This is a genomic window from Bacteroidales bacterium, assembly GCA_041671145.1.
GTDB lineage: Bacteria > Bacteroidota > Bacteroidia > Bacteroidales > JAHJDW01 > JAQUPB01.
This window is the reverse complement of the sequence record JBAZBZ010000010.1, coordinates 26,099-39,639: the sequence shown is the minus strand read 5'-3', so window position 1 is coordinate 39,639 and position 13,541 is coordinate 26,099. Positions and strand designations below refer to the sequence as shown.

13 protein-coding genes are annotated in these 13,541 nt (G+C 33.5%); 12 read left to right on the top strand and 1 reads right to left on the bottom strand.

The window, feature by feature from the left end; genetic code table 11:
* Positions 1-144 precede the first annotated feature (144 nt).
* A complete protein-coding gene (locus WC223_05460) occupies positions 145-1,308 on the bottom strand; it encodes an iron-containing alcohol dehydrogenase (GenBank protein ID MFA6923684.1) in 1,164 nt (387 codons plus the stop codon).
* A 610-nt stretch (positions 1,309-1,918) separates the two neighbouring features.
* Between WC223_05460 and WC223_05455 the strand changes: the two genes are divergently transcribed.
* The 12 genes from WC223_05455 to WC223_05400 all read left to right on the top strand — a co-directional run bounded on the left by WC223_05455 (position 1,919) and on the right by WC223_05400 (position 13,416).
* A complete protein-coding gene (locus WC223_05455) occupies positions 1,919-2,479 on the top strand; it encodes a DUF4255 domain-containing protein (GenBank protein MFA6923683.1) in 561 nt (186 codons plus the stop codon).
* Complete coding sequence (locus WC223_05450; protein ID MFA6923682.1) at positions 2,476-3,495, top strand: hypothetical protein; 1,020 nt, start codon at positions 2,476-2,478, stop codon at positions 3,493-3,495. The genes WC223_05455 and WC223_05450 overlap by 4 nt, the downstream gene beginning before the upstream one ends.
* A 20-nt stretch (positions 3,496-3,515) precedes the next feature.
* Positions 3,516-4,934, top strand: a complete 1,419-nt coding sequence (locus tag WC223_05445) for a phage tail sheath C-terminal domain-containing protein (GenBank protein ID MFA6923681.1) — start codon at positions 3,516-3,518, stop codon at positions 4,932-4,934.
* A 32-nt stretch (positions 4,935-4,966) separates the two neighbouring features.
* Positions 4,967-5,398, top strand: coding sequence for a phage tail protein (locus tag WC223_05440; GenBank protein MFA6923680.1), 432 nt, complete (start codon positions 4,967-4,969; stop codon positions 5,396-5,398).
* A 3-nt stretch (positions 5,399-5,401) separates the two neighbouring features.
* A complete protein-coding gene (locus WC223_05435; GenBank protein MFA6923679.1) occupies positions 5,402-5,842 on the top strand; it encodes a phage tail protein in 441 nt (146 codons plus the stop codon).
* Positions 5,843-5,845: 3 nt separating this feature from the next.
* Positions 5,846-6,010, top strand: coding sequence for a DUF5908 family protein (locus WC223_05430; GenBank protein ID MFA6923678.1), 165 nt, complete (start codon positions 5,846-5,848; stop codon positions 6,008-6,010).
* Positions 6,010-6,678 (top strand): hypothetical protein, encoded by a 669-nt coding sequence (locus WC223_05425; GenBank protein MFA6923677.1) that lies wholly within the window; start codon positions 6,010-6,012, stop codon positions 6,676-6,678. The genes WC223_05430 and WC223_05425 overlap by 1 nt, the downstream gene beginning before the upstream one ends.
* A gap of 3 nt (positions 6,679-6,681) precedes the next feature.
* The gene (gene vgrG / locus WC223_05420; protein ID MFA6923676.1) at positions 6,682-8,427 is read left to right on the top strand and encodes a type VI secretion system tip protein VgrG; all 1,746 of its coding nucleotides are present in this window, start codon (positions 6,682-6,684) and stop codon (positions 8,425-8,427) included.
* Between the two features lie 240 nt (positions 8,428-8,667).
* A complete protein-coding gene (locus WC223_05415) occupies positions 8,668-8,958 on the top strand; it encodes a PAAR domain-containing protein (GenBank protein ID MFA6923675.1) in 291 nt (96 codons plus the stop codon).
* Between the two features lie 60 nt (positions 8,959-9,018).
* Positions 9,019-9,444, top strand: coding sequence for a GPW/gp25 family protein (locus WC223_05410; GenBank protein ID MFA6923674.1), 426 nt, complete (start codon positions 9,019-9,021; stop codon positions 9,442-9,444).
* Positions 9,445-9,448: 4 nt separating this feature from the next.
* A complete protein-coding gene (locus tag WC223_05405; GenBank protein MFA6923673.1) occupies positions 9,449-12,481 on the top strand; it encodes a baseplate J/gp47 family protein in 3,033 nt (1,010 codons plus the stop codon).
* 41 nt (positions 12,482-12,522) lie between these two features.
* Positions 12,523-13,416: a hypothetical protein gene (locus WC223_05400; GenBank protein ID MFA6923672.1), complete on the top strand. Its 894-nt coding sequence runs from the start codon at positions 12,523-12,525 to the stop codon at positions 13,414-13,416.
* Positions 13,417-13,541 lie beyond the last annotated feature (125 nt).

Here is a 13,541-nt window from a genome sequence, read left to right as displayed (position 1 = left end):
AAGAAAAAGTCAGCTTTCAGTTTACATTTTTTAGTTAAACTTCGTTATTCGAAATTCTGCGTTCGATGTTCATTATTTTTTTATTTCGATTGTTCATTTGTTCGAATGTTCGATTATTCTTTTTTTGTTCTATTTTTTTTCAAATCACAAGCATGCCTGCAAAACTGAAAGAACATCTTTCGCCCCAAGTTTAACATACTTTCCAATTTCGCCTCCGTTATTTATTATTGCTTTTTCTGCCATCTTGTTTATATTTTCAATTCCTATTTTTACTTGTGACAATGTAGAAGGCAAGCCGAGTAAATTAAAAAAATCTCTTGTTTTTTTTATTCCTTCTTTTGCAATTTGAAATTTATCAGAGCCATTTATTCCAAAAACATTTTTAGCATATTCAGAAAATTTGTCAACGGTTTTTTCGTTCAAAACATAATCCATCCAGTTGGGATAAATTATCGCAAGCCCTGTTCCATGGGTTAAATCGTATATTGCACTTATTTCATGTTCAATTCCGTGAACAGCCCAGTCGCCTGTTTTGCCATAAGTTAAAAGTCCGTTTAAAGCCAGACTTCCTGCCCACATTATATTTGCACGTGCTTCATAATTGTCGGGTTCATTTATTGCCACAGGTCCGAATTCTATACATGTTTTTAAAATTGCTTCTGCAAGGCGGTTTTGCAAATACGCATCGCCGACTGAACTAAAATATTGTTCGTAAACATGCGCCATGATGTCGGCAACTCCCGCTGCTGTCTGTTCTTTTGGAAGTGTCATTGTATAAACAGGGTCGAGAATTGAAAATACAGGACGAAGTAAATCGCTCCCGACAGAAAGTTTTTCCTGCAATTCCTCATTGCTTACAACAGTGTTTCCGTTCATTTCAGAACCGGTAGCAGCCAATGTAAGTATCGTTCCAAGTAGGAGTGCATTTTTTATCTGAGATTTTCCTTTAAAAAAATCCCAAACATCACCTTCATAATAATAACCAAATGCAACTGCCTTTGCACAATCTATCGTACTTCCAGCACCGACAGCTAAAATAAAATCAACTTTATTTTTTCTGCATAATTCAATGCCTTGCTTAACACTTGTCAAACGCGGGTTCGGTTTTATTCCCGAAAGTTCGCAAAAAGAAATATTGTTCGCTTTTAATATATCAACAACTTTTTGATACAATCCGCATTTCTTAATACTTCCTGCTCCATAAGCAAGCAAAATACTTTTGTAATTTTTAATTTCCTTTTCAAGATTTTTTATTTGTTCTTTTCCAAAATATATTCTGGTCGGAACGTTGTAAGTGAAGTTTATCATATAGGTTTGTGTTTTATTGTTAGTTCAAAGATTAAGTCATTATTTAGAGTTTGTCTATAATATCCGATTTCTTCGTAATTCGATGTTCGTTATTCGATATTCATTATTTTTTATTTTGAATTTATGATTTAAAAATATCGAACACCGAACACTGAATGTCGAATATCGAAGTTATTAAAAAAAATATTATTTTATGTATTCACAAAAATAGAATAAATTGGTAAACAAAAAAAAGTAAATTTCAAATTAACTTATTCAAATATTCATTTCACTTAATCAGACCCACCGTTAACTGATTCCCGCTTTACTTCGGTTTTTTTGTTTTGTAACTTTAAATTAAGATTTTTATTTACTAACTCTAAAACCAAAGTCAAATGAAAACACAAAAAAATCTTTAACAATTTAAAATTGCTAATTTATCAAAATGTTTTTGATTAAAGTTAAACTCAAAACATATTAAAAGTTCTAAATAGTCAATAAAATACGGCTAAATGAAACATCAACAAAAAATTTACCTGTTAGTAATTATTCCATATTAAATTTTTTTTATTTTTTTTTTCTCTTTTAATTCGCAGCCCATTTATTTTCAAAATCAAAGCAATATAAAATAATGATTGATAAAGCCCTGCTGTTTTTAAAAGATGAAATCAATAACTATCTGAAATTAAAAACAGGTGTAAATAACAAAATTGTTCTATCAGGTGTTGTTGATGATACCGGCAATGTTGTTATTGATAAAGATACAATAGGACTTTCCCTTATTAATGTTGAAGAAGAAAGAGCTTTAAAAAATCAGGTTCATGATAACAAAGGAACAGAAAATTCCAACCCTGAAATAAAAATAAATTTATACATTTTATTTTCCGCAAATTTTTCCACTTACACCGAGTCGCTCAAATTCATATCATATATAATTTTATTTTTTCAAAGCAGAAGTGTTTTTACTAAAAAAAATTATCCTCAGCTAAATGACGGAATAGAAAAGCTTCTCGTTGATTTATATTCTTTGTCCCTTGATGAACAAAATCAACTCTGGTCTTCACTTGGTTCAAAATATATGCCTTCCGTATTATACAAAGTGAAAACATTATTTATAAAAGAAGAAATTATTAACGAAATAAGTCCTGCAATAACAACGATTAAAGAAAATTTCAGTAATATAAAAGGATGAATATTATTTTCGACATATTATTTAAATTAAATATTTTTCACGAATTTTTCGATGATAAAATTTGTAATGATTTTATTGTTGAACCAACATCTGCATGCTCTCAATTATTAAGAAACCATAAATCTATTTTTAAATGCACAGAAAATTCAGCAAATATTTATTACGAAAAAAACGAAAGTTCACCGGCTCCATTGATTTCAATTGGTAATGGGACTACTTTTTCCTTTTTATTAAAAGTAAAAAACATTTCTTTTTATAATTATTCCAACATTCAAAATAACACAACATATTATTTTACCAACACCTCAAATGCAGCAGGCAGCGATGGTTTTATTGAGTTAACTACAGACAAATTAATTATTGTGCCTTCAATTTATAACTATATTTTTCAATCCGATAAAAGTGCTGATATTAATTTAAAACTTATAAATTCAAACGGAAATGTTGTTGAAGAAAAAACTTTTGCAGCCAGTACAGCACCGGAACCGCATCAGTTTGTTTTTTCACAATATACAAAAGGTTTATATTCTGTTGAGGAAAATGGTGTAATTACAAGCAAATTATATTACGATGAATCATTGCTTGGAGAAAATATTTTTTGTATTATCGATATTAATTTCAACAGTGATTTTTATACTTCACTAAAAAAATTCAAAGTTCATTTTTCTATTAAATCCGCTTTATGGAAATATTATTTAATAATAACTGATAATGGAATAAACAATGATTACCTAAGCTGGACATTATCAATTACTGATGAAAACACAAGCAACAAGATACTTTTTACACCATTAACAGATATGCCAGCCGATGACAGCAACAAGGAATTATTAAGCAAAAAAGCAAAAAAAGTTTTGTGTTGCGCTTCCACAACACCAGTAGAATTCAGAGAAAAACCAAAACAAAATATTCAGTTATCAAGGAAAGTAGGATTGGAGCCACCTGAAGTTTTAATTAAAAATCTCCCAAATCCGTCAATTGACAAAGTAAAACCAGAAATGTATATATATATTTAATAATTTAAATTTTAAAATTTATGACTTATAAAACACCAGACGTTTATGTGGAAGAAATATCAGTATTTCCACCTTCCGTGGCAGAAGTAGAAACAGCCATACCCGCCTTTATTGGCTACACTCAGCTCTGTCCTGCTGACAAGCAATACAAAGCTGTAAAAATAAGTTCTTTATTAGAATACGAAAGCATTTTCGGTAAAGCTAATAACGAAATTATCACAGTTACAATCTCCGAAACAGCAGACAGCAGCGGCATTTATCCAATCAAATCAATTACAGAGCCAACGCTGACTCATTATTTGTATTATTCTGTCCGTATGTTTTTTGAAAATGGCGGAGGAAACTGCTATATTGTTACAGTCGGAGATTTATCAGCAACCGTAGCAATAGGTGATGACAGTTCAGGATTACAATGCGGATTGAATGCTATTGCAAAAGAAGATGAACCTACATTAATTGTTATACCTGATGCAGTGCTGCTTGGCGATTCAAATTATTCAACCTTGATGCAGGCAGTATTAACACAATGCGGTTCGCTAAAAGACCGTTTTGCAATAATGGATGTAACAAAAGCACAATCAGCTTATAGCTCAGCCGACATCAATACATACAGAGGATTGCTGGGAATTAATAATCTTAAATATGGTGCCTCTTATTATCCGTTTATCAAATCGGGTTTGAATTATATTTACAGCGAATCAACTATTGCCATTAGTCAACCTGATGAAGCTACAGATTCCGACACAAATCCTGGTCCGCTTAATGGAGGAACACTCGCAAATCTTAACGATTCTTTAAATTCAAAATTCAATACTGCAAATTACAACAGCATTAAAAAGAAACTAACGGAAATATATGCTACACTTCCACCAAGCGGAGCGGTTGCAGGAATTTATGCAAGTGTTGATTCTTCACGCGGTGTCTGGAAAGCACCTGCAAATGTAAGTATTAATACAGTTGTCGGACCAATTGTTAAAGTTAACAATTCTAATCAGGATGAACTTAATGTTGACGCATCAACAGGAAAATCAATAAATGCAATACGTTCATTTGTTGGTAAAGGAACATTGGTTTGGGGAGCAAGAACACTTGCCGGCAATGATAATGAATGGCGATATGTACCGGTTAGAAGGTTTTTTAACATGGTTGAAGAGTCAGTTAAGAAATCAACTTATTGGGCTGTATTTGAACCAAACTCAGCAAACACATGGATGAAGGTAAAATCTATGATTGAAAATTATCTTACTCTCAAATGGAAAGATGGTGCCTTAGTAGGTGCAAAGCCCGATGAAGCATTTTTTGTTAAAGTAGGATTAGGCGTAACTATGACTGCAGATGATATTCTCAATGGCATAATGAACGTTGAAATAGGCATGGCAGTTGCAAGACCTGCTGAGTTCATAGTTTTGAAATTTTCACATAAATTACAACAATCATAAATATTAATAAAAGAATTTAAAAAAAATAAAATATGGCAAATTATCCAATACCGGTATTTCACTTTCAGGTAAGCTGGGGTGGTACAAGCTTAGGATTCTCTGAAGTTTCAGGGCTAACACAAGAGATTCAGGCAATAGAATATAGAGAAGGTACAAGTCCGACTTATTCCAGCATGAAAATGCCGGGATTAAGAAAGTACAATAATATTGTTTTAAAACGCGGAATAAACAAAGGCGACAACGAATTTTTCGCATGGCTGAATACCGTTAAACTCAATAAAATCGAGAGAAGAGATGTTATCATCAGCTTGCTGAATGAAAATCACGAACCGGTGATGACGTGGAAAGTTCACAATGCTTTCCCTGTAAAAGTTGAAGGACCTGGCTTAAAAGCAACGGGAAACGAAGTAGCCATTGAATCAATGGAGCTTGCACATGAAGGCGTAACAGTTGAAAACAGTTAATAAATGGCTGCATACTATCCGCCTGTCGGATTTCATTTCAGGATTGAGTTTAAGGTAAATGGTGTAACGGATAACGATGCAAAGTTTCAGGAAGTAACGGGATTAACCGCAGAAATTGCAACTGAAACACTTGCTGAAGGTGGCGAAAATCGTTACACTCATAAATTACCCGTAAAAGCAAATTATGGTAACCTCATTCTGAAAAGAGGAATGCTTACCAACTCCGGGCTTATCAGCTGGTTTAAAGATGCAATCGAAAATTTTAGTTTCGAGCCGGCAGAAGTGATTGTAACATTACTTAATGAAAATCACGAACCATTGGTGGCATGGAGTTTTGTAAATGCATGGCCTGTTAAATGGATGGTATCCGACTTGAAAGCACAGGATAATTCGGTGGTAATAGAAACAATTGAACTTGCTTATAATTATTTCAGAAGATTATAAAATATGCCAATACAAATAAATGAACTTGTGGTAAACACCACTGTTACTGCTGAACATTCGAATAATGAAAATTCAGATAGTGGAAATAATTTAATTGATAAAAAAGCAATAATTCAGGAGTGCGTTGAGCAGGTTTTAGAAATATTAAAAAATAAAGAAGAAAGATAATGTCTGATTTTCCGGGTGGCATATTAGAAAAGTTAACTATTCTGGCGTTTGATACGCCTGATTATATGAGCTTTCCTATACCTTTTATTGCCTATTTCAATCCACAGGAATATACAAGAGTATTTGAAGTTGAATACAATGAACCTCGTCCGGCAGGTGCTTCGGGCGGACCGGCTGTATTTAACCGCATCAAACCTCAGGAGTATGACCTTACTCTTGTGTTCGACGGTACCGGAACAGCCGGAATGAAGATAGATGTTTATGCCATGATTCAATTGTTTATGGCTACAGTCGGGTATTCCGGAAGTATTCATCGCCCAAGATATTTGATGCTTGTTTGGGGAACTTTTATTTCAAGATGTGTTGTAAAGAAGATTTCAATCACTTACAAATTATTTAAGCCATGCGGTATTCCGCTCAGAGCAAATGTTACAGTAAGTTTTTCGGAACATATCGACAGCGAAACAAGCGCACTTGAAGCAAACAACAGTTCTCCCGATTTGACTCATGTTAGGGTTATAAAAGATGGCGACACTTTACCAAATCTATCAAATGAAATATACGGCGACCCGAAATATTACATTGAGTTAGCAAAAGTTAATAATATCAAAGATTTCAGAAATTTAAAACCTGGAGAGAAAATATATTTTCCTCCTTTAGAAAAATAAATAATGCCGGTAGTTCCAAACATATCAACACAAATACCTTCGGGCAATCCTACATTCACCATTTTGATTGATAATACACCTATGCGAGGTAATTACAGTGTCGTATCGGTTGTAATTACTAAAATGGTAAATAAAATTTCATCAGCAAAACTGAGCTTAATTGACGGCGACCCGTCAACAAATGATTTTGAACTTAGCAATACCGATTTATTTTTACCAGGTAAACAAATTGAAATAAAAGCAGGATACGACTCTACGGAAGATACAATTTTCAAAGGCATTGTTATTAAACATGGTTTAAAAGTGAGGCAAAATTCTTCTTTTCTTCAGGTTGAATGCAAACACGAATCTGTTAAAACTTCTGTCGGAAAGAGCAGTTCCATATCGCATGATTTAAAAGACAGTGATGTTTTTGAAAATATAATTTCCAATTATGCCATTCAGAAAGATATTGAACAAACTCAGATTAATCACGGTGATATTGTAAAATATTATTCGAGTGACTGGGATTACCTTGTAAGTCGTGCAGAAGCAAATGGCATGCTCGTTTTAACAAACGATGAAAAAATAAAAATCGCGAAACCCAATTTAACTTCTTCACCAAAATTATCATTACAATATGGTTCTACAATTCTTGAATTTGATGCAGAAATGGATTCAAGAAATCAGATTGAAAAAGTTAAAAGTTATTCATGGGATATTGCAAATCAGGAAGTATTGGAACAGGAAAGCGATACCATAGCCGAATATTCGCAAGGAAATCTGCAGTCATCAGATTTATCTTCAGTAATCGGACTTGAAAATTACGAACTCCAACATTCCGGAAACATACCTGACACGGAACTTAAAGCATGGGCAAATGCACAGATGCTAAAATCTAAATTATCAAAAATTGAAGGAAAAGTAAAATCAATGGGATATGCAGATATTAATCCCGGAGACATTGTTGCGTTGCAGGGTGTAGGTGATAGATTCAACGGGAATGCTTTTGTTACCGGAGTTCGCCATGAATTGGGAAATGGCAATTGGCATACTGATTTACAATTTGGTTTATCAGAAAAATGGTTTACTGAAGATGTTGACATTCATTCAAAACCTGCGTCTAATCTTTTATCCGGAGTTAACGGACTCCAAACCGGCATAGTAACAAAACTCGAAAGTGACCCGAAAGGAGAAGAAAGAATACAAATAAAATTACCAATAATTAATAAAGATGATGATGGCGTGTGGGCTCGCATTTCTTCGCTTGATGCGGGAAATAATCGCGGTTCATTTTTTCGTCCCGAAATTGGTGATGAAGTTCTGGTTGGTTTTTTAAATGACGACCCACGAAATGCTGTTGTGCTGGGTATGCTTAACAGCAGCGCAAAACCCGCACCAATAGTAGCAAGTGACGACAATCACGAAAAAGGTTTTGTTACCCGCAGTGAAATGAAATTAATTTTCAACGATGATAAAAAAGATATAAATATACAAACACCAGCCGGAAAATCAATAGTGATAAGTGAAGATAAAGGAAGTATTGTTATAAGCGATGAGAACAATAATAAAATAACTATGGATTCCAACGGCATTAATATAGAAAGCGGAAAAGATGTTATAATTAAAGCAAGCGGTGATGTGAAAATTGAAGGAGTGAATATTAATTTAAAAGCAAGTGCAGAGCTTAAAGCAGAAGCAAATGCAGCAATGGAATTAAAAGCATCGGGAACAAATACAGTAAAAGGTGCTATGGTGCAGATAAATTAGTTTGAAGTTTAGAGTTTTCAGTTTCGGGTTTTGAAGTTTGAGGTTTGAAATTATTAAATATAGAGTTTGAAAATAAAGTTAATTTGTTAGAAAAACCCGTAGGGTTTAAATATTAATAGCTCCGTGCTTTAGCACGGGGGAAAGAAATAGCAACATGTTTAGCGTCGCAAGCAATAAATAAAATATAAAGTAACCAACAAAAAACTATAAACTGAAAACTCTAAACTAAAAAACTGATTTATGGCGTCAGCAGCAAGAGCAGGAGATATGCACGTTTGTCCAATGGTTACAGGAACCGTTCCTCATGTCGGAGGACCGGTTTTGCCGCCGGGATGTCCGACAGTATTGATTGGAGGAATGCCTGCTGCCTGCGTTGGTGATATGTGTACTTGCACCGGACCACCCGACTCAATAATATTGGGTTCGGCAACAGTTATGATTGGCGGAAAACAAGCTGCACGAATGGGCGATTCGACAGCACACGGTGGTTCAATAATTTTAGGTTGCCCAACGGTTATGATTGGGGGATGAAAACAGTTTAGAGTTTGGAGTTTTCAGTTTAGAGTTTATAAATAGATAATAGAAAAATTAATGAGTTCGGATTTTCAAAATAATTCGTTTTTAGGCACCGGGTGGTGCTTCCCTCCTACTTTTCCAAAAGAAAAAAAAGGAGTTGAACTTACATCGGATGTTGAAGATATTAATAAAAGCTTGGAAATACTTCTTTCTACAAGTGTTGGTGAAAGAATAATGCAACCAAAATATGGAAGCAATCTTAGCAAAATGATTTTCGAACCACTTACAACAAATAATGAAACATATATTGTAGAGCTTTTGAGACAAGCTATTTTGAGATACGAACCGAGAATACAACTTAACGAAATAAAATCAGATACAAGTATGCAATATGAAGGAGTTATTTATATAAATATTGATTATACAGTAAAAACAACTAATTCAAGAGCAAATTACGTTTATCCTTTTTATTTAAACGAAGGAACAATTACAAAGAAATAAATTAATGAGTCACGGCAGTAACATAAAGAGCAAATTATTCAGAGAAGGCACAAGCCAGAAAGAACGCATGCCCGAAGCATTGTCTCCTGATTATATTAAAATTGATGAACGTAATATTGATGCTCTGATTAATTTTGCGAAAAATTTTTCCGAACACATTCAATACTATAACAAAGAAAATAAAGCAGACGGCGACTGGAAAGTTTTTTTCAATAATATAAGCAAAGCAGATGAGCCACACTTTGCTTTATTTCTGACATTCCTTGAATTATTCAAAAAAGCACAAGAACACATTAACACTTTAACAAAAGAACATCTTGATTTTTATTTCCGCGACGTTTTGGGATTCAAAGAAAATCCTGCGGTTCCCGATAAAGTCAGCATTCTTTTTGAACTTGCAAAAAATATAAATACTTATTTACTACCTGCAGAAACAGCATTATCGGCGGGGAAAGATAAAACAGGAGTTGAAATAATTTATAAGACAACCGAAGATATTGTTTTAAATAAAGCAAATGCAGATAGTTTAAAAACTGTATTTCTTGACAATAATTACGAAGGAAGATTATTTGCTGCACCCGCAGCAAATTCAGAAGATGGAGCAGGTAAAAAAATAACTGCAAGCGATGGAAGATGGCATGCATTCGGGGAAAGTCAGTTCGGAAAATCCACAGACAGCCGCAGCATGCAGGATGCTGAAATTGGATTTGCATTTGCTTCCCCTCTTTTATTGCTTAAAGAAGGGAACAGAAATGTTTTGTTATCTTTTACATTTAACGAGCATGAAAAATTAAATAAAATATTAAAACTCGATTTTGATAATGCCTTTACTGCGTACTTTACAGGAGAAAAAGAATGGCTTGGTCCTTATACGGTAAATGTAAGAGCCGTAACAAAAAAGCTCATTCTTGAAATTTCAATTGAAGAAAGCAACCCGTCAATACTGGCATATAACAGCACCTTTCACGGAAGTAACTTCAACACAAAATATCCATTAATCAAAATTTTGCTTAACAATAATAAAAAACCATTCTTATACAATTACATTAAAAAATTATTAATAAATAAAGTTTCTATAAAGGTAAATGTAGAAGGAGCAAAAAATTTAATACTTCAAAACGACCAGTCAAAACTTGACCCTAATAAACCATTTAATCCGTTCGGAAGTGTTCCTGTTGTGGGTTCAGCATTTTATATCGGACATGAAGAATTTACAAACAAAAAATTAGATACCCTGAAATTAAATATTGAATGGAGCGGATTACCTGACGATATAACCAACTATTATAATTCTTACGGTTACCCTTATGTAAAAGAAAATTTCAAAGCATTGGTAAGTTATTTACAAAATAAAAAATGGATAACAAATAACCAGAAAATCCAACTTTTTAACGACAACGATATTAACCGCAAAATAAGCATAAGTAAAATAAACACTTCGAGAAGCATTACAGATAGCCCCGTACAAGCTCTCGATAATTCAGTTAATACAGGATTTCTGAAATTATCATTAGTACCTATTGATTTTGGTCATAGCATATATCCAAAATTATATGCAGGTAAAGCTATTGAACTAAGCAAATATACAGGTGATGTCAGTGACGCTCCGGTCTTGCCAAATCAGCCATATACACCGCTGATAAAATCATTAAGCATAAATTATTCATCGGAAGAAGAAATATTTTTTATCAGGCATCTTGCTTCCGAAGCGGAACAATATTTTTATATCGAGCCATTCGGACAAAAGTTAATACCTGTTTTGCATCCTGTAAATTTACTTCCTGTTTATGAAAGTGAAGGACAATTATATATAGGAATAAATGGCTTAGTGCCACCTCAAAATATTTCACTTTTGTTTCAGGTTGCGGAAGGCACTGCTGACCCTGAAACAGAAGTTGACGACAACAAAATAAAATGGCATTATTTAAGTAATAATAACTGGAAAGAATTTAATAAACTCAGCATTATTTCTGATACAACAAACAATTTCAGAACATCAGGAATAATTTCAATATCTGTTCCTGACGATATAAACAATGAAAATACATTAATGCCTGACGAACTTTTCTGGCTAAGAATATCAATTGAAGAAAATTCAACAGGAGTTTGCCAATTAATAGATATAAAAACGCAAGCTGTTGCTGCATGTTTTGCTGATAACGGGAACGACCCTGATTATTTAAAAGAAGTGTTGGTAGCAAACAGTATTTCTAAATTGCAGAATAAAATTTCATCAATTAAAACAGTTTCGCAACCATACACTTCTGCAAATGGCAAGCCGATTGAGCAGGATGATGAATTATACAGAAGAATAAGCGAACGGCTAAGACATAAAAAACGTGCAATCACAATTTGGGATATTGAACGTTTGGTTCTGGAAAATTTTCCGGCAATTTACAAGACAAAATGTTTACGCAGCACAAGCAATATTTCCGAACTTCAACCCGGTTACATCACGTTAATTGTCATCGAAAATCTTTATAATAAAAATGCCGTTAATCCGCTTGAACCAAAAGCAAGTGCAGATACCCTTTCTAACATAAAAGATTATCTCGAAAATTACATTTCTCCTTTTGTAAATTTAGAAGTACAAAATCCGGTTTATGAAAAAGTGAAAGTTCATTGCAAAGTAAAATTCATGCAGGGCTACGATGACGGGTATTATGGCACTCAATTAAATGAAGATATAAAAAAGTTTTTATCACCATGGGCATATAAGGAAGGACAGGATATTGTTTTCGGCGGGAAAATTTATAAATCTGCAATACTTGATTTTATTGAAGAAAGAGAATATGTTGATTATGTCCTCGATTTCCGGCTAAGCCATATTACAAGAAGTTTAGGAATAGGTTACATGTATATAAGAAATAAAAATACCGAAGAATATAAATATGAAGATTTTGTTGTTGGCGACCCTTATGAATTGCCCGATGTTGAAGTAGCAACTGCAAATAATGCAAGAGTAATTTTGGTTTCGGAACAACAACACGATATTTATGTTTTGAAACCTGAAGAATGTTTAGCAGTAAGCACATAATTTTTAAACAAAAAAATAATCGTCATAAAAAAAACAATACTATGGACGAACAAACACGTGAAATAATAAAAAAATATTTCGAAACAGGCGACAGACCGACAGAAGAACAGTTCAGCCAGTTTATTGATTCATTCATCAATAAGATTGATGATGATATTACAATAAATCCTTCAAACAAAAATGTTGGTATAGGTGAAAAGACGCCGAAAAGCAAGCTTGATGTAAAAGGAAGCATTAAAATATCAAAAGACAATTATGCACCAGCGGCAGGAACAATAAGGTGGACTGGCTCCGATTTCGAGGGTTTCGATGGCAGCAAATGGATTTCTCTCACAAAAATCGATGACGTAAACAAGGAAATTTCCATTCCCGTTCCAAGAATTGAATGCAAACCGGATGGCATTTATGCATACTGGGAAACATGCAATGACACTCGATTTAAAAGCTATCAGCCGAAATTCTGGTTGTATCGCTATAAAAGCAGAATAAAGAAAACATTTAAAAACAAACCTGGCAAATCCAAGGTAATACCAAAAAAATGGGCACATCCATTGAATCAGCAAAAAAATGCTTTGCATAAAAATCAAAGGGACACTGAATTTTTAATACCTGAAAATGCTTTTGAAAAGAAAAAATTAAATATTGTTCCGGAACAATGGCTAAGAGTAAATCCTAATGACAAGGAGTCATATTTAATTCCAAAAGGACAAGGCGTTGACCCAACTCCTTCAATTGATAAAAAATATTTTAACAGAAGATTTGAATATTTTCAATTAAGAATCGTAATTAATTACAACGGGAAAAATTATTTCGGTCCATTCTCCGATGTGTTTTCTTTAGGATGCAGAAGAAAATATTATCATGATGCAAAAACAATAAAATACAAACCGGTATTTGAACTTGTTCAACCGGGAAAAGGAATGTACAGAAAATAAAATATTACAATAAAGTTGTTTGAAATATTAAGGAAATTCGCTGTTCTCAAAAGGTTTCATATCTCCACGACGAGATGTTGTTGCCGGGAATGGTGATAGGAGTCCGGGTTGGAGCTTCGGGGAAG